Below are 18,760 nucleotides of genomic sequence, written 5' to 3'. Positions count from 1 at the left end.
GCGTTCTATTCTGACATCAATGTCGCGGTTTAGCTCGCCGCTACATCTAGCAGTAACCGTAGCTCATCAGACGCTGATAACGGCGCTCTAGCAGCTCATCCGTATCAAACGCTTCAAGTTCAGCCAGATTAGCCAACAGCTGAGCTTTCAGTGACGCCGACATTGCCACTAAATTACGGTGTGCACCGCCTAGTGGCTCTTCAATTATCGAATCAATAAGCTCAAGCTCCTTCAGACGCTGGGCCGTCAGCCCCATAGCTTCAGCAGCCTGAGGGGCTTTATCTGAATCGCGCCATAAGATAGACGCACAGCCTTCTGGCGAAATCACTGAATAGGTAGAGTATTGCAGCATATTGACGCAGTCACCCACCCCAATTGCCAAGGCGCCACCAGAGCCACCTTCACCGACCACATTACAGATCACGGGAACGGTTAAGCCAGCCATATACTTAAGGTTGGTTGCGATCGCTTCTGACTGACCACGCTCTTCTGCACCGACACCAGGATAAGCACCTGCAGTATCGATGAAAGTGATGATTGGCATTTTAAAACGCTCTGCCATTTTCATCAGGCGCAGTGCTTTACGGTAACCTTCCGGTTTTGGCATACCAAAATTTCGGAATACCTTCTCTTTGGTGTCGCGGCCTTTCTGATGACCAATCACCATTACAGGGCGACCATCAAGACGTGCAATCCCGCCAACCAGTGCTTTATCATCGGCAAAAGCACGATCACCAGCCAGTTCATCAAACTCAGTAAAGATGTGCTCAATGTAATCAAAAACATATGGACGCTGCGGATGACGGGCTAGTTGAGCCACCTGCCATGCACCTAAATCACCAAAGATCTTTTTCGTGAGCTCCAGGCTTTTCTTTTCCAGCAGTCCAATTTCTTTATCTAAATCAACCGATGCCGATTCATCACGACGTGACACATCACGTAAGGCTTCAATTTTTGCTTCTAATTCTGCAATCGGTTGTTCAAATTCGAGGAAGTTCAGGCTCATACCACTTTAAATCCTTTTGCCCATGATTATCTGTACAAACATAGGCTAAATTAATTAAATTCAAGCTCGACTTGCTTCTCACCCAGTAAGGCTTTGAGATCAAAAATTAACTGATCTGTTGGCGTAATACGCCATTCTGTCCCTAAAGTGAGTTTGGCACGTGCATTCGAGCGCTGATAATACACATTGACAGGTACTGTACCTGCCCGGTGAGGCTCCAGCACTTGGCTGAAGCGCGCAAAAAATTGTTCATCAACTTGCTTCTCAGTCACTGAGATAGCAAGACTTCTCAGGTGCTTTTCTCTGGCTTCTGAGATATCCAGTACTTCTCTGGCTGACATTTTAAGGCCACCATTGAAATCATCAAAGCTGACCTGTCCAGAAACCACTAATATTTTATCTTTTTCCAGCAAATCAAGATAGCGTTCTAACGCATCAGAGAAAAGCATTACTTCCATCCGGCCCGAACGGTCATCTAGCGTCATCAGACCAATACGGGTACCGCGCTTGGTGGTCATCACTCGCGCCGCAATCACCAACCCCGCCACAGACGCCACTTTATCACGGCTGGTTGGGTGGGCATCTTTCAAACGCCAGGTTGTATAATGCTTCAGTTCAGGGATATAGGCATTAACCGGGTGGCCGGTTAAATACAGCCCTAAGGTTTCCCGCTCCCCTTCCAACCAGACTTTATCTGGCCATTCAGGAATGTTGGCATAGGCCTGCTCCACTTCTTCCGGTGCAGCAGTCAGTACACCGAACATATCAGCCTGACCAAATGCTTCCGCCTGATGGTGCTGGCCTGCAGCTTTAATCGCATCGTTCAGCGTTGCCATCATTGTGGCACGGTTAGGGCCTAAACGATCCATCGCACCGGATTTTATCAGCTTTTCCAGTACTCGCTTATTAACCTTCTTGGTGTCGATTCGGGCGCAGAAATCGAACAGATCTTTGAAGTGACCATCTTTTTTACGTGCTTCAATGATATTTTCAATCGGTCCTTCACCGACGCCTTTTACTGCACCAATACCATAAACTATGGCACCCTGATCATCGACATTAAAGCGATACAGGCCTTTATTGACATCAGGCGGTAGCAGCTTCAGTTTCATCCGATGGCATTCATCCACCAAGCCAATAATTTTATCGGTATTATCCATATCGGCCGTCATTACCGCCGCCATGAACTCTGCAGGATAGTGCGCTTTCAGATATAACGTCTGGTAAGAAACCAATGCATAGGCCGCGGAGTGGGACTTGTTAAAACCATAACCAGCAAACTTTTCAACCAGATCGAAGATCTTCATCGAGAGCTCGCCATCAACCCCGTTTTTAATAGCGCCTTCTTCAAAAATAGCTCGCTGCTTAGCCATCTCTTCCGGTTTTTTCTTACCCATCGCACGGCGAAGCATATCGGCGCCACCGAGCGTATAGCCCGCTAGAACCTGAGCTATCTGCATGACCTGTTCCTGATACAGGATGATGCCGTAAGTAGGCTCAAGGATCTCTTTCAGTGATTCATGCTGCCATTTTTCATCAGGGTAAGAGACAGCCTCACGGCCATGCTTACGGTCGATAAAGTTATCTACCATCCCCGATTGCAATGGTCCAGGTCGGAACAAGGCAACCAGTGCGATCATATCTTCAAAGCAGTCCGGCTGAAGACGTTTGATCAGATCTTTCATGCCTCGGGATTCCAACTGGAACACCGCGGTAGATTCTGAGCGCTGCAGCATGGCGAACGATTTTGCATCCGCCATTGGAATAGCCGCAATATTAACCGGCTCTTTGCCTTCAGCTTCAAGGCGAGGGTTGATCAGGCCAAGTGCCCAGTCAATGATAGTTAAAGTTCGCAGCCCCAGGAAGTCGAACTTAACCAAGCCTGCGGTTTCAACGTCATTCTTATCAAACTGGGTAACCGGGTTTGCCCCTTCTGCATCGCAATACAGCGGGGAAAAATCGGTGATCGTGGTGGGTGAAATAACAACACCACCCGCGTGTTTACCGGCATTACGTGTCACACCTTCAAGAATGCGACACATATCAATCAGAGCTTTAACTTCTTCATCGGCATTATACGCTTCACCCAGTTGCGGTTCGGCATCAAAAGCCTTTGCCAGCGTCATACCGGGTTCAGCAGGGATCAGTTTTGAAATGCGGTCGACGAAGCCATACGGGTGACCAAGCACGCGTCCCACATCACGGATCACCGCTTTGGCCGCCATGGTACCGAAAGTGATGATCTGCGAAACCGCATCGCGGCCATAAATTTCAGCGACGTGATCAATAACCAAATCACGTTTATCCATACAGAAATCGATATCGAAATCGGGCATGGAAACACGTTCCGGGTTCAAGAAACGTTCGAACAGTAAGTCAAATTCCAGCGGATCAAGATCGGTGATACCCAACGCATAAGCCACCAATGAGCCGGCACCGGAACCACGGCCCGGACCTACCGGTACGTCGTTATCTCTTGACCACTGCATAAACTCCATTACGATCAGGAAATAACCGGGGAACCCCATCTGATTGATCACTTCGAGTTCTATCTCTAGGCGCTCGTCGTATTCAGGGCGGCGCTCAGTACGTACCGCATCATCAGGAAAGAGAAATGCTAAGCGTTGCTCTAAACCTTCCCGGGATTTTACGACTAAGAAATCTTCTGTACTCAAATCACCAGTAGGGAAGTTAGGCAGGAAATATTCACCCAGACGTACCGTGACATTACAGCGCTTAGCGATTTCAACGCTATTTTCCAGCGCTTCAGGAATGTCGGCAAACAGCTCGCACATTTCTTCTTCGGTACGTAAATACTGTTGTTCGCTATACAGTTTAGGCCGGTTCGGATCCACCATGGTATAACCGTCATGGATCGCGACCCGAATTTCATGGGCATCAAACTGCTCAGGAGAAATAAACCTCACATCATTGGTTGCCACTACTGGCAGTTCGGCTTGTTCGGCCAGCTCAACCGCAAAGTGCAGGTAAGCATCCTCATCGGCGCGTCCCGTTCGCACCAGCTCGAGGTAATAACAGTCAGGAAAGTGGGTCTGATAAAACTCGACGCAGCGGTTAACGACGGTTTGGTTTCCTTTCAGCAGCGCCTTACCGACATCACCACTCTTGCCGCCCGACAGCAGGATCAATCCCTTTTTATGCTCAGCCAGCCATTCTTTATCGATGACAGGCAAGTGCTGAACATGACCGCGCAGATACGCTTTCGATATCAGCATTGTCAGGTTCTGATAACCGTCATTATCGGCAGCCAATATTGTCAGATCACAGAGATCATTTTCCAGCTCTTCAGACTGAACTTTAAAATCAGCACCAATGATGGGCTTCATTCCGGCACCATGTGCTGCAAAGTAGAATTTCACCAAACCGCACAAGTTAGTGAAGTCGGTTAATGCCATTGCAGGCATACCCAGTTCGGCAACTTTTTTGACTAATGGCGGTACTTTTGACAGACCATCAACCATAGAAAAGTCACTGTGAATACGAAGATGAATAAAGCGAGGTTCAGCCATGACAACCAGATTTGATACGTTCTTAATTTGAAGCAATGATTATAGCCTAAAGGACTGCAATCATCACCGAGAGTGGCTTAATGATAAAACGAACGACCATTAAGCCAGCAGCATAGATGCACTCAACGAGGAAATCAGTCGATACCCAGAATGCGTTTAACTGGCTTAAAGCTCTTACGGTGTTGCTCAATAACCCCATATTGCTCTAAGGCTTCAAAGTGCGCTTTGGTCGGGTAGCCCTTGTGCTTGGCAAAACCATACTCAGGGTGCAAAGCGTCAAGCGCTTCCATTTCGCGATCACGTGTTACTTTGGCGATAATTGATGCCGCACTGATTTCAGCCACCCGTAAATCACCTTTAACCACCGCCTGAGCCGCCATCGGCAACGGTGGAATTTTGTTACCGTCAACTAACACATAGTCAGGTTGTACCGGCAGATCCGCAACGGCGCGTTGCATCGCCACCATCGTCGCCTGCAAAATGTTGAGCTGGTCAATTTCTTCCGGTTCACAGCGACCGAGTGACCAAGCTAATGCTTTCTCTTTGATCTCATCAAACAGCAGATTACGTTTTTTCTCACTCAGCTTCTTAGAATCGGTTAAGCCATCAATCGGATTGCTCGGATCCAGGATCACCGCAGCGGTTACGACCGCGCCGACTAGCGGCCCGCGGCCGACTTCATCAACCCCGGCAATCAGTTGGGCTTGCGGGTATTCAAACGGTTCAAAATCTTTCGTCATTACTCTTAGCTCAAGCTTTATCAATCAACGACAATACCGCCTGGGCGGCTTGCTTATCAGCGTCACATTTTATCCATTGATGCATGCGAGAAAATTCGGCCATCAGAGCGGTATTATCCGCCGATAAATAATGGTCGACGCGTTCAAACAACTTCTCGGGAACGCAGTCTTCTTGCAGTAACTCAGGGACCAGTTGCCGATCTGCCAAAATATTTGGCAGAGAGACATACTTGGTTTTCAGCATCCGACGCATTAGCCAGGCTGTCAGCGCCTTCACTTTATAGCCCACCACCATCGGACGTTTCACCAGCATGCATTCCAGCGCGACGGTACCCGATGCCAGCAATACCGCATCAGAGGCGATCATGACATTACGGGCGGTATCATCTACCAGCACAAAATCCAGCTCGGGGGCGGTTTCCTGCCAGGCTTGTTCAAATTGCTCCCGACGCTTTGGGTTCACTAACGCCACCACAAAACCAAGATCCGGATGCTTGTGCTTAAGCAGCTTACAGGTTTCAATGAAAGGGGCCGCAAGCATCGCCATCTCCCCGCCACGACTGCCTGGCAACACGGCTAACCATCGTTTCGTCGCGCTATAACGACTGTCAGTAAGGTTGAGTAACTCGCGGGCTGCCCGTTGATCGGTCTGCAAAGGGATCGCATCGGCCATCGTGTGGCCAACAAATTCGCACGGCACGTTGAATTTATCGTAAAACGCTTTTTCGAAAGGCAAAAAAGCCAGAACCAAATTGGTCGCGGCTTCAATTTTGAAAATACGCTTCTGACGCCAGGCCCATACCGATGGACTGACATAATGAACGGTTTTAATCCCCTGGCGTTTCAAATCCAGCTCTAAACGCAGATTGAAATCAGGCGCGTCAATGCCGACAAAGACGTCGGGCGGATTATCAGAGAAGTACTTGACCAGCTCAGCCTTCACTTTGAACAAGCGCGGCAGACGACCTAACACTTCCACAATACCCATCACGGCCAGCTCTTCCATATCAAACAGCGCTTCACAGCCCTCTGCTTCCATACGAGGACCGGCAACACCCACAAATTCAGCATCCGGGTATTGTGCTTTAACGGCACGGATAAAACCGGCACCTAAAATATCGCCGGAAATTTCTCCGGCGACAATTCCTATCCGAAGTGGCTTCGTCATATTAGCGAATGATACCGCGCGTCGATTTTTCGAAGAACTCGACAAACAGATCCAAAGACGGATGATCTTTTGCCATTTCTTCGATTTCAGGTTTGACTTCCGCCAGTGTCTTACCGGAACGATACAGGGCTTTGTACACGGCGCGGATCGCTTTGATCTCTGCCTTTTCAAAACCACGTCGCTTCAGACCTTCGACATTTATGCCGAAAGGGGCACAGTGGTTACCTTGCGCCATCACATACGGCGGGACATCTTGAACCACAATAGAACCACCACCCAGCATGCAGTGAGAGCCGATGGTGCAGAACTGGTGGATCGCTGACATGCCGCCGATAATGGCTTGATTACCTATCGTAACGTGACCCGCAAGCGTCGCATTATTGGCAAAAATACAGCGGTCGCCAATCATACAGTCATGGGCAACGTGAGCATTAATCATGAACAGGTTATCGTTGCCCACTTGGGTAATGCCATTATCCTGGGTTGTACCACGGTGCATGGTTACGCTTTCACGAATTGTGTTGCGGTCACCGATTTCAAGGCGCGTCGGTTCACCCGCGTATTTCAGATCCTGACACTCTTCACCAATTGAAGCGAACTGGAAAATACGGTTTTCGCGACCAATCTTGGTTGGGCCTTTCACCACAACGTGCGACATAATCTCAGTGCTTTCGCCGATTTCTACGTCAGCACCAATATAACTAAATGGACCAACTTTTACGTTAGCGCCAATAATTGCCCCATCTTCCACAATTGCGGATGGGTGAATTTGTGCAGTTTCGTGGATCATTAGAATTCTCGCCTTGCGCATTTTAGTTCAGCAGAGCAAACCACTTCGCCATCAACTTTCGCGACACCATTAAACATAGCAATGCCGCGACGTTCTTTCAGGAATTCAACGTCGATAACCAGCTGATCACCCGGCACAACAGGCTTACGGAACTTAGCCTTATCAATGCTAGCAAAGTAATACAGCTCATTTTCAGTTGGCGCACCAAAGGTTTTAAATGCCAGGAGGCCCGTCGCCTGTGCCATTGCTTCCAGAATCATCACACCAGGGAAGATCGGCATTTTTGGAAAATGACCGGTAAACTGAGGCTCATTCACGGAAACATTTTTAATGGCAGTTAAGGTCTTACCCTCATCATAATCCGTTACTCGATCAATCATTAAGAACGGATAACGATGTGGAAGAAGCTCTTGAATTTCTGTGATATTTAGCGTTTTGTTTTCGCTGGTCAAAACTAAAGTCCTGTTCAAAAAAAGACGGCTTTGCGCCTATGGAAAATTATTTAAAATACCGTACAGGTTAAACGCAAAACGGCCTACGCATGCGCAGGCCTGTTCAGCGGGCTCTACTGAAGATTACTTAGTTGCTCTCATCCAGTTTTTTTTCAACGGATTTAAGACGTTTATTCATCTCGTCAATCTTCATGACACGCGCAGCGGTTTTACGCCATTCTTTGTTCGGCTGTAAGGGGATACCTGAAGAAAACATACCTTTCTCTTCAATGCTGCGCATCACCATGCCCATACCGGTAATCGTCACGCCATCTGCGATCTCTATATGACCGTTCAGTACAGATGCACCGCCGATAATACAGTATTTACCAATTTTAGTACTGCCTGCGACAACAGTACCACCAGCCATGGCCGAACCATATCCGACCTGCACGTTATGGGCGATCTGTATTTGGTTGTCGATGATGACATTGTCTTCGATAATCGTGTCATCCAGCGCACCACGGTCAATCGTCGTACACGCACCGATTTCCACACGGTTACCGATACGAACAGAGCCCAACTGCGGGATCTTCACCCACTCGCCTTTGTCATTCGCATAACCAAAACCATCAGCACCAATAACAGTGCTCGATTGCACTAAACACTGTGAACCCAATACCACATCATGGTAAATGGTCACGTTTGCCCATAGCTTGCTGTCAGCACCGATTTTTGCATTTTTACCGATAAAGCAACCCGCACCAATCTGAGTGTTTGCCCCGATTTTTACGCCTGATTCAATCACGGCATTATGACCGATGGCAACGCCTTCACCGATGATTGCATCGTCTGCCACGTACGCAGAAGGTGCAATGCTCACAGCAGATGCTGGGGTTGTATCCAATAATTGCGCCACCAAGGCATAACCCAGGTAAGGATCATTCAGTACCAACGCATTGCCTTCAAAGTAAGACAAATCCGCTTCTTTCAACATCACTGCAGACGCTTGACACTCTGGTAGGTGTTTACGGTACTTACTGGCAGACAAGAACGTGATTTGTCCGTCCCCTGCTGTTTCCATGCCGGCAATCGATTGAATCTCAACAGAACCGTCGCCATGCAGCTCTGCTCCCAGTTTATCTGCTAATTCAGCAAGAGTAATACCAGCCATTATTTACCTTATTCTTTTGTAACTGCGGCCACCCAAAGTGGCCGTGGTGCCAAACAACCGCCTACCTGCAGGCAAAGCGGCCGTTAGATAATACATCGTTTATTTTACTGCAGAAATGACCTTCTCAGACAGGTCATCTTCAGGGTTTGCATAAAGTACAGCTTGCGCGTCGACGACCAGATCGTAGCCTTCTGTCTTCGCTACCGTCTGAATAGCCTGGCGAATTTTCATGATCAGTTTCTGCTCTTCTTCTTGGCTACGACGACGCTGATCTTCCTGCAGTGCTTTCGCCTTCAGTTTGTAATCTGAATCTAAAGACGCTAATTCACGCTGGATCTTAGTGCGATCACTCGCACTCATTAGTTCGCCGTCACGCTTCATTTTTTCAACTTTCGTCTTCATGCTTCCTTCCAGACCGCGAAGCTCATCAATGCGATCTTTAAACTCTTGACGTAGTTTCTCAGACACATTGTAGCGCTTAGCAAGCTGAGCCATCGCCTGACCCGTTGCAACATAGCCCACTTTCTGGGCTGTTTCTGCTGCATGAGCATACATCGATGATGAAAGAATAACCAAGCTAAGACTTGCCGCTTTAATCCACTGTTTCAAAAGGCTTCTCCTTAAAAATTAGAATGTTCGTCCAATAGTGAATGTGAAGAACTCTTCATCATCACCGTCGTATTTCTTGAGCGGACGAGCAATCGAGAATACGAGTGGTCCCATTGGGGACATCCACTGCAGTGCCGCACCATATGACGCACGAATTAATGACGGGTCAGAGTAGTCATGCAAAAACGTGCCGTCGTCGTCTTTTAAATCATACTCGGAATCCCAGACGGTACCGGCATCAACAAACACACTGGTCCGGATCTGGTTGCGCACTTCGTCTGAGGCAAACGGGGTCGGTACAATCAGTTCAACACTGGCTAGCGCAACTGCATTACCACCGGCCGCATCATCCGTCCCCGTCGCACAGTTATTGTTGCCACCAATCGAACTACCGGTACTACAGCCCTCGACATAAACGGCTTTCGGCCCCACCGTATTCGATCGGAAGCCGCGCAAGGTAGTGAAACCACCCGCGTAGAAGTTCTCATAAAATGGCAGCAGATGATCACTACCGTTATCAGTGCTGCCGTAGCCGTTACCGTAACCTAAGCGACCGCGCAATAACAGGCTGAAATCATGCCCTTTATTTAACGCAAAGTACTGGCGTATATCATACTGAGTCTTGAAATACTGCGCATCAGATCCGGGAACGGTCATTCGGAACGACGCCCGCTGATGGTTACCTGCCGTAGGGAAGTACCCCCGGTTCAGGTTGTTACGCGTCCAGGAGACTGACCAGTCGAAATCATCCAGTTCGATAATGTTGTCACCACGATCGAAATCATGGATCTTCTTAAACTTTTCGATCTGGTAGTATTCTTGGGTGTTCGAGATCTTGTTGTGATCATAGCCCAGGCCAAATTCGAAAAAGTTCAGCTCATCAAACGGGAACCCCCAGGTCAGGCTGGTACCATAACTCTGGTTGGTATAGTCCGAAATGTTGGCATCAGAGGCTTCAAACTCGTTGTAGTAAATTTTACCGCCTAAGCTCACTCCATCAAGGGTGAAGTATGGGTCACGATACTCCAGGCTAACGTTTTTCTGGTAATCGTTCATCATGGCATTAATGCCAAAACGATTACCGGTACCCAAGAAGTTATCCTGCTGAATACCGGCCTGGAAGCTGATACCCGATTCCGTACCAAAACCAACACCGAAGTTAATACTGCCGGCATTCGATTCTTTCACGACGTATTTTACATCGACCTGATCTTCCGAGCCCGGAACACGAACGGTTTGTACGTCGACCGTTTCGAAAAAACCGGTTCGGTTCAGACGATCTTTACCGCGCTCGACCGATTTAGAGTTCAGCCAGCTACCTTCCATCTGACGCATTTCACGACGCAGCACTTCGTCTTTGGTCGATGTGTTGCCAGAGAACTGAATATTACGTACGTAGATACGTTTACCCGGCTCAACGTTCACCAGCAGTGACACTTGCTTGTTCTCGTCATCAAAGTCAGGGATCGTAGTCACTTGCGGGTAGGCATAACCCGACTCACCCAGCTTACGCTTTACCGCTTCTTCCAGTGCTGTTACCTGAGCGCCGTTATAAATATCACTAGACTTAAACGTCACCAGCTTGTCGAATTCACTGTCGCGATCAACCAGTTCGCCTCGGAATTTCACACCTTTAATGCGATACTGATCACCTTCATTGATTTTGAGGGTGATATAAACGCCTTTCTTATCCGGTGAAATAGCAACCTGAGTCGATTCTAATTTATATTTCAGATAGCCGTTATTCAGATACTGCGAACGAAGCGCTTCCAAGTCTCCAGCCAATACCTGCTTCTGGTACTTTTCATCCGCAAGAAAATTCCACCACGGCACTTCTGCCTGAAGGTTAAATTTGCCTTTCAGCTCATCATCGCTAAAGACTTCATTACCAATGACATTAATTTGCTGGATCTGGGCTGAAACGCCTTCGGTAAACACAAACTTCAAGTCTGCGCGGTTACGAGGCAGCGGAGTGACAACCGCTTTTACGCTGGCATTATATTTACCAACGCTATAATAGAAATCTTCTAAGCCTTTCTCTATCTTACTTAGCGTGGTCCGATCGAGCGCTTCACCCATCCGAAGGTTAGACGCGTCTAAGTTTTCAGTGAGCTGCTCGTCCTTAATTGCTTTGTTACCGGAAAATGTAATATTGGCAATAGTCGGGCGCTCTAATACGTTAATTAAAATCGCATTTCCATCACGAAAGACTTTTATATCTTCAAAATTACCGGAAGCAAAAAGAGCCTGAATAATTTCTGCCACATCCCGGTCATCAACGCTATCACCTACACGGACTGGCATTTTTAACAATGCTGCACCTAATGTGACACGCTGAAGGCCTTCAAAGCGAATATCATCAACTACAAATTGTTCCGCGCTCTGCGCAACACTGCTACCAAGCAAAAGTGATGCGGCCAACAGATTTTTTATCGCCATTACTGTTCTAATTATTCCTTGCTAAAAAACGCATTTATTAAAGGCGGGTAAAATCATTGAATAGCGCAACGGCCATTAACGCAACCAAAATGGCTGATCCCACTCTATAGCCAATATCCTGAACTCGTTCGGAAACAGGACGACGTGTTATCGCTTCAATTGCAAAAAACAGCAAATGTCCGCCGTCTAACACGGGAAGCGGTAACAAGTTAACGATGCCCAAGTTGACACTTATCAAAGCCAAAAAGCCAAGGAAATAGACCATCCCGTAATCGGCTGTCATCCCTGCGCCTTTGGCAATCGATATTGGGCCACTTAAATTCTTAATTGCAATATCACCCGTCACCAGCTTACCAACCATATCAAAGGTTAAGGTGGTCAGTTGCCAGGTTTTCTCAACGGCTTTGCTTACTGCTTCTAACGGGCCAAACTGCAAATTGATCTGATATGATTCTGGCCAGGCTTCCATCTTCGGTGCAAAGCCTGCATAACCAATTATATCGCCATTAGCCAGTTTTTTTACTGCCGGGATAAGGGTCAGCGTAACGCGCTCCCCCTCACGCTCGACTTCAACCAGCATAGATTGATCCGGTTTTGAACGCACAGCCTCGACAACCTCATCCCATTTCACAATCGGCGTATTATCGATGGCAACAATCTTATCATTTAACCTTAAACCGGCAGCAATTGCTGCTCCATCATCAACAAGTTGTGAGATAGAAAGGGTAATTGGCGGTGAGTAGGGTGTGATCCCTAAGGTTGTCAGTACCCGCTCACTTTCAGGATCAAAAGACCACCCAGTCAGATCTAAAGTACGCTGAACATCATACCTGGCATCGGGTTCAGTCACCGTGATAACCATTTCTTTATCACCGATATTAGAAATCATTGCCATATTGGCAGATTCCCAATCAGCGGTTTTGATTCCTGAAATGGATTTAAGTTCCATTCCGGAGCGAATTCCTGCTTCTGCTGCAATCGACTGTGGGGCAACCTCTCCGATAACCGGACGCACAGCGGGCACCCCAATCAGGTAGACAATCCAATAAGCAACGATGGCAAAAATAAAATTGGCGACCGGGCCGGCAGCAACAATAGCACTGCGCTGCCACAACGTTTTGTTATTGAAGGCTAAATGTTGTCTGTGCTCAGGCACCTCATCGACGCGCCCATCAAGCATCTTGACATACCCCCCTAGCGGGATCATGGCCAGGGTATATTCCGTGCCGTCTTTACCCACTTTGCGCCACAGCGCTTTACCAAAGCCAATAGAAAAGCGCTCAATGTAAACACCGCATCGGCGGGCGACCCAAAAGTGACCGAACTCGTGAGCGGCAATCAAAATACCTAATGCAAGTAGAAATGCACCAAGGTTCCACAAAACGTCCATCATACTGATACCTTATGAATCACTTTACGAGCCAAAATTCGGGCCATCTTATCTAGCTCAATCACGCTTTCCAAGTCAGTCGGTACTGTCATTTGAGCTGACTCGAGAACATGCGCATTAATACGGGCAATATCGGTAAAGCTAATTTGCTTATTCAAAAATGCCGCGACCGCGACTTCATTCGCTGCATTCAACGCGGTTGTTGCCGCCTGACCTTCGTAACAGGCATCTATCGCCAGCTTCAGGCATGGATATCGGGCATAGTCCGGTTGCAGGAAGGTAAACTCACCGACCTTGCTAAAATCCAGTGGTGCGACTCCCGCATCGACCCTTTCAGGATAGGACATTGCACAAGCAATCGGGGTTTGCATATCAGGCAACCCCATCTGGGCCAATACTGAGCCATCCTTATACTGCACCATAGAATGAATAACAGATTGCGGATGAATAATCACTTGCAGTTGCTCACGGGACGCATTGAACAACCAGCGGGCTTCTATGTACTCCAGCCCTTTGTTCATCATGGTGGCGGAATCGACAGAGATTTTTGGCCCCATGGACCAATTAGGGTGGGCTATTGCCATCTCCGGTGTCACCGCTGATAATTCGGCCACCTCAGTATAGCGGAAAGGTCCGCCGGAGCCGGTTAATAAAATTTTGCTGATACCGTGCTTGTCCAGATCGCAACGCCCCATCGCTTGCTGTATTTCAGCCGGTAGACACTGGAAGATTGCATTATGCTCGCTATCAACCGGCAACAATTCAGCGCCGGAGTGCTCACAGGCATCAATGAACATCTGTCCCGACATCACCAGGGCTTCCTTGTTGGCCAGCAAAATACGCTTGCCCGCCCTGACTCCCGACATTGTCGGCAGCAAGCCCGCAGCACCGACAATCGCGGCCATGACGGTATCCACTTCGTCAAGCGCGGCGACTTTACACAGGCCATCGTCACCAGTAAAGACCTCTGTATCAAGACCATGCTGCTTAAGTAATTCTGACAATTCTGCTGCCGCTTGCGACGACGCCATCGCGGCATACTTTGGCTTCCAGGTACAGCACAACTCAAACATTTTCTGGCTGTTTGAGCCTGCGGCCAACGCAACGACATCAAATAAATCTGGGTTTTGTGCTGCGACGGCCAGCGTACTGCTTCCGATTGACCCCGTAGCACCAAGAATCGTTAACTTACGCATAAAATCACTTAATTCAGCTATGAAGGGCAGCCAGAAAACAGCTGCCTACTATATGACATTGCTTATAGTAACCAAAGATACAATAAAGCAAAAACAGGAAGGGCTGCCGTCAGGCTGTCGATACGATCAAGAATACCACCATGACCCGGCAAGAGATTACCACTATCCTTAATACCTGAGGCACGCTTAAACATACTCTCGACCAAATCACCTAGCACAGAAGCGATAACCGTAATGATGGCAATAGCAAACAATCCACCCAGGCTGGAAAACGGAATGTCCATCAGTGCAGCCCCGCCCCATGTAACTAACAGAGCCAGTGCAGCACCACCGATTAGACCTTCAATGGTTTTATTCGGGCTAACTGCGGGGGCCATTTTATGTTTACCGAAACGCTTACCTGAGAAGTATGCACCAGAATCGGCGGCCCAAACCAGACAGCAAACTAACAACACTAATTTTGCGCCATGGTATGGGCTTTCAACATAGTGAACGGCGCGGAGCATCAAGATACCCCAGAAAAAGGGGATTAAGGTAAGCAAGCCAAAAATGTATTTTAAAGAAGAAGCTTTTACCCAAAGTTTGGCACTCGACGGGTACGTTATTGCTAAAGTAGATGCAATTAACCACCAAACACCGCCCACCACTAACATGATATGGTGTGACTCGGATAATATTGATAGTGAAGTAACGTCAGACGGTATTGTCACTAAACTCAAACAGAGAGTAATCGCAGGCACTATCATGGCAGCCATACGCGATTTAGCGTCAACAAATTGTGTCCATTCCCAAAAACCGATCATGGTAATTGCCGCTAAAGCAATTACAAAGGCCGGGAAAGGTAGTAGAAATATCCCTGCAATCACCAACGGCGCGAGGATTAAGGCGGTAAAAATACGTTGCTTTAACAAGCTGCGTCCTCTCGTTTTATCATTTGTTTTATCACTATTTCAGCCTGCTTGTAGCTGTTCAACCTGCAGCTACCTTAATCAATGCGCTTTATGATAAAAAACACATTTTGCTGAATAATGGTTATTCTTGTAATAATGCTTGAATCTGCTCACCCGTGCAGCCAAAACGGCGCTCGCGGCTCACGAACCATGCGATGGCATTGGCAAAGCTATCTTCATCGAAATCCGGCCAGAGCTGCTCTGTAAAATACAACTCCGCATAAGCCGCTTGCCATAACATAAAATTACTAATTCGGCATTCGCCACTGGTACGGATCATAAGATCGACATCTGGCAGATCGGCTGTCGACATACCAGCAGCCATCATCTCTTCTGTAATATCTTCAACCGTCAGGTTATGTTCGGCAACTTGCTGCGCCAACCGTTTAGTCGCTTGCAAGATATCCCACTGGCCGCCATAGTTAGCCGCAATATTCAACACCAAGCCGGTATTGCTTGCCGTTAAGGTTTCTGACGCGAGTATCTTGTCTTGCAGACGACGGCTGAATCGACTTTTATCACCGATGACACGTAACTGAATGTTGTTCTTGTGCAGCCGTTTAACTTCACGACCTAACACGGTCATAAATAGCTGCATCAACAATGACACTTCGTCTTCTGGTCGACGCCAGTTCTCACTGCTAAAAGCAAATAAAGTCAGAGCTTTGACACCTAGGCGATTAGCCGTGGAAACGGTTTTACGTACCGCATCAACACCAGCCTTATGGCCAAACACTCGAGTCTTACCCTTCGCTTTTGCCCACCGACCATTGCCATCCATAATGACGGCAACGTGCTTCGGTAAACAGTCCACTGAAAGTGCAGTTTCGATTGGATGCTGTGCCATACATTTCCCTCAAAAAAAAAGCGCCGTACTGCACGCACAGCGCTTTAAGTCTCATAAAGCTAATTTTTATGCCGCTAGGACTGACGTCAGCGTCTTAAACTTCCATCAGCTCTTTTTCTTTCGCTTCAAGCACCGCGTCAATATTCTTAACGGCTGCGTCTGTCAGTTTCTGAATTTCGTCTTGAGAACGACGGTCATCATCTTCAGAAATCTCTTTGTCTTTGAGCAGCGCTTTAATGTCAGCATTCGCATCACGACGGATATTACGAATCGCAACACGCCCCTGCTCTGCTTCCTTGCGTACGATCTTAACCAGATCACGACGGCGCTCTTCTGTCAGCGGAGGAAGAGGAACACGAATCGTCGTACCAGCAGACATTGGGTTCAGGCCCAAGTCAGACATCATGATCGCTTTTTCGACTTTAGGCGCCAGTTCACGATCAAATACCGTGATGGATAATGTACGTGAATCTTCAGCAACAACGTTTGCCAGTTGCTTAAGCGGTGTATTGGCACCGTAGTATTCTACGTAAATTGTATCAAGCAAGCTTGGGTGTGCACGACCAGTACGCACTTTAGCCAGTTGATTTTTTAGCGCTTCAACGCTTTTTTGCATGCGTTCTTGTGCATCTTTTTGAATTTCGTTAATCACAATTAGTTCCCTTGATTATTCGGTCAAAGTAGAGGCGAAACCGCCCCATCCTGAATTAGTCGTTAGAAATCTTAGTCGTTAGAAACCTAGCTATTAGAAATCAATGTGCCTTCTTGCTCGCCCATCACCACTCGGCGAAGTGCACCTGGCTTAGTCATGTTGAATACACGAATAGGCATATTGTGGTCACGGGCCAGTGTAAATGCAGCTAAGTCCATTACTTTTAGTTCTTTTTCAAGAACATCGTTATAGCCAAGCTTATCACAAAGAACAGCATCTGGGTTTTTAACTGGATCATCAGTGTAAACGCCCTCAACTTTCGTTGCTTTCAATACAACTTCTGCTTCAATTTCAATACCGCGAAGGCATGCAGCTGAGTCTGTCGTAAAGAAAGGATTACCGGTACCGGCAGCGAAAATCACGACACGGCCCTGACGCAGCTGGCTGATCGCTTCTGCCCAGTTATAGCTGTCGCATACACCATTAAGTGGGATAGCTGACATGACTCGAGCGTTCACATAGGCACGATGCAATGCATCACGCATTGCCAAACCATTCATAACTGTGGCCAGCATACCCATGTGGTCGCCCACAACTCGGTTCATACCCGCTTCTGCAAGACCCGCACCACGGAACAAGTTACCACCACCAATAACAAGGCCTACCTGCACGCCTAATTCAACGAGCTCTTTGATTTCCTGAGCCATACGGTCAAGAACTTGTGCGTCAATGCCAAAACCTTCGTTGCCCTGTAGTGCTTCACCACTAAGTTTGAGCAAAATGCGTTGATAAGTCGGTTTAGGGTTTGTGGTCATGCGTATTACCTTCCAGGCTTAACTAAAGAGATATGGAGTTGTAAAAAGACCGCAGCCTAGGCTACGGTCTTTGGAGTTCTTATGCGAAGGATTAACCCTTCTGAACAGCTGCTACTTCTTCTGCAAAGCTCATTTCTTGAGCTTTCTCGATACCTTCGCCAACTTCAAAACGGATGAAGTTAGTTACTGTAGCGCCTTTTTCTTTCAGCATTTGACCAACAGTCTGAGCAGGATCCATGATGAATGCCTGGCCTGTCAGAGAAACTTCGCCGGTGAATTTCTTCATGCGGCCAACAACCATTTTCTCTGCGATTTCAGCTGGCTTGCCAGATTGGATTGCGATATCGATCTGGATTTGCTTTTCTTTAGCAACAACGTCAGCTGGTACATCTTCAGGAGTTACGAACTCAGGCTTAGATGCCGCAATGTGCATTGCAACTTGCTTGATTGTTTCTGCATCTGCATCAGAAGCAACAACAACACCGATACGGTCGCCGTGACGGTAAGAACCGATTTTAGCACCTTCGATGAACTCAACACGACGAATGCTGATGTTTTCACCGATCTTAGCTACAAGAGCAATACGCTGCTCTTCAAATTTAGCTTGTAGTTCAGCAACTTCAACACGGCCAGCAAGAGCAAAATCAGCTACTTCGTTAGCAAACGCAAGGAAGCTAGCATCTTTAGCTACGAAGTCTGTCTGACAGTTAACTTCTAGAATTGCAGCAATACCTTCACCTTCTTTGATGATGATTGCGCCTTCAGCTGCGATGTTACCCGCTTTTTTAGCGGCTTTAGCAGCGCCACTCTTACGCATGTTCTCAATCGCCAGTTCGATGTCAGCGTTAGCTTCAACAAGCGCTTTTTTACAATCCATCATGCCTGCGCCAGTACGTTCGCGCAGTTCTTTAACTAGGGCAGCTGTAACTGTTGCCATTGTTATATCCTCAGTTTGAATACTCGGTATAAAAATCAGGGGCCTGTTAGCGGCCCCTGTTAACCATACTTAGTTTACACAAGGTA

At 47.7% G+C, this 18,760-nt stretch carries 16 protein-coding genes; all 16 read right to left on the bottom strand.

Features of this window, described 5'->3' with window-relative positions; genetic code table 11:
- Positions 1–46: 46 nt before the first annotated feature.
- Entirely contained in the window at positions 47–1,006 is a 960-nt protein-coding gene (gene accA, locus R3289_RS17185; RefSeq protein WP_318926913.1) for an acetyl-CoA carboxylase carboxyl transferase subunit alpha, read from the bottom strand.
- A gap of 50 nt (positions 1,007–1,056) precedes the next feature.
- Positions 1,057–4,536, bottom strand: a complete 3,480-nt coding sequence (dnaE, locus tag R3289_RS17180; RefSeq protein WP_318926934.1) for a DNA polymerase III subunit alpha — start codon at positions 4,534–4,536, stop codon at positions 1,057–1,059.
- Between the two features lie 134 nt (positions 4,537–4,670).
- Positions 4,671–5,276, bottom strand: a complete 606-nt coding sequence (rnhB, locus tag R3289_RS17175; protein WP_318926912.1) for a ribonuclease HII — start codon at positions 5,274–5,276, stop codon at positions 4,671–4,673.
- 10 nt (positions 5,277–5,286) lie between these two features.
- The gene (lpxB, locus tag R3289_RS17170) at positions 5,287–6,444 is read right to left on the bottom strand and encodes a lipid-A-disaccharide synthase (protein WP_318926911.1); all 1,158 of its coding nucleotides are present in this window, start codon (positions 6,442–6,444) and stop codon (positions 5,287–5,289) included.
- Between the two features lies 1 nt (position 6,445).
- A complete protein-coding gene (gene lpxA / locus R3289_RS17165) occupies positions 6,446–7,234 on the bottom strand; it encodes an acyl-ACP--UDP-N-acetylglucosamine O-acyltransferase (RefSeq protein ID WP_318926910.1) in 789 nt (262 codons plus the stop codon).
- The gene (gene fabZ, locus R3289_RS17160; protein ID WP_318926909.1) at positions 7,234–7,686 is read right to left on the bottom strand and encodes a 3-hydroxyacyl-ACP dehydratase FabZ; all 453 of its coding nucleotides are present in this window, start codon (positions 7,684–7,686) and stop codon (positions 7,234–7,236) included. The genes lpxA and fabZ overlap by 1 nt, the downstream gene beginning before the upstream one ends.
- Before the next feature lie 127 nt (positions 7,687–7,813).
- Positions 7,814–8,839 carry a UDP-3-O-(3-hydroxymyristoyl)glucosamine N-acyltransferase gene (gene lpxD, locus R3289_RS17155; RefSeq protein ID WP_318926908.1) on the bottom strand — a complete coding sequence of 342 codons (1,026 nt, stop codon included), beginning with the start codon at positions 8,837–8,839 and terminating at the stop codon, positions 7,814–7,816.
- 99 nt (positions 8,840–8,938) lie between these two features.
- Positions 8,939–9,448, bottom strand: a complete 510-nt coding sequence (locus R3289_RS17150) for an OmpH family outer membrane protein (protein ID WP_318926907.1) — start codon at positions 9,446–9,448, stop codon at positions 8,939–8,941.
- 18 nt (positions 9,449–9,466) lie between these two features.
- Positions 9,467–11,887 carry an outer membrane protein assembly factor BamA gene (gene bamA, locus R3289_RS17145; RefSeq protein ID WP_318926906.1) on the bottom strand — a complete coding sequence of 807 codons (2,421 nt, stop codon included), beginning with the start codon at positions 11,885–11,887 and terminating at the stop codon, positions 9,467–9,469.
- Between the two features lie 37 nt (positions 11,888–11,924).
- Positions 11,925–13,280 carry a sigma E protease regulator RseP gene (gene rseP, locus R3289_RS17140; RefSeq protein ID WP_318926905.1) on the bottom strand — a complete coding sequence of 452 codons (1,356 nt, stop codon included), beginning with the start codon at positions 13,278–13,280 and terminating at the stop codon, positions 11,925–11,927.
- Positions 13,277–14,473 (bottom strand): 1-deoxy-D-xylulose-5-phosphate reductoisomerase, encoded by a 1,197-nt coding sequence (ispC, locus tag R3289_RS17135; RefSeq protein ID WP_318926904.1) that lies wholly within the window; start codon positions 14,471–14,473, stop codon positions 13,277–13,279. Before ispC ends, rseP begins: the two co-directional genes overlap by 4 nt.
- A gap of 62 nt (positions 14,474–14,535) precedes the next feature.
- Positions 14,536–15,384, bottom strand: a complete 849-nt coding sequence (locus tag R3289_RS17130) for a phosphatidate cytidylyltransferase (protein WP_318926903.1) — start codon at positions 15,382–15,384, stop codon at positions 14,536–14,538.
- A 121-nt stretch (positions 15,385–15,505) separates the two neighbouring features.
- On the bottom strand, positions 15,506–16,270 hold the full coding sequence (locus R3289_RS17125) for an isoprenyl transferase (protein WP_318926902.1): 765 nt from the start codon (positions 16,268–16,270) through the stop codon (positions 15,506–15,508).
- A 94-nt stretch (positions 16,271–16,364) separates the two neighbouring features.
- A complete protein-coding gene (gene frr, locus R3289_RS17120) occupies positions 16,365–16,922 on the bottom strand; it encodes a ribosome recycling factor (RefSeq protein WP_318926901.1) in 558 nt (185 codons plus the stop codon).
- Positions 16,923–17,008: 86 nt separating this feature from the next.
- Positions 17,009–17,737: a UMP kinase gene (gene pyrH / locus R3289_RS17115; protein ID WP_107285019.1), complete on the bottom strand. Its 729-nt coding sequence runs from the start codon at positions 17,735–17,737 to the stop codon at positions 17,009–17,011.
- 91 nt (positions 17,738–17,828) lie between these two features.
- Complete coding sequence (gene tsf / locus R3289_RS17110) at positions 17,829–18,674, bottom strand: translation elongation factor Ts (RefSeq protein WP_318926900.1); 846 nt, start codon at positions 18,672–18,674, stop codon at positions 17,829–17,831.
- Between the last annotated feature and the right edge of the window lie 86 nt (positions 18,675–18,760).

The organism is Photobacterium sp., from assembly GCF_033720175.1.
GTDB lineage: Bacteria > Pseudomonadota > Gammaproteobacteria > Enterobacterales > Vibrionaceae > Photobacterium.
This window is presented reverse-complemented; position numbering and strand designations above follow the sequence as displayed.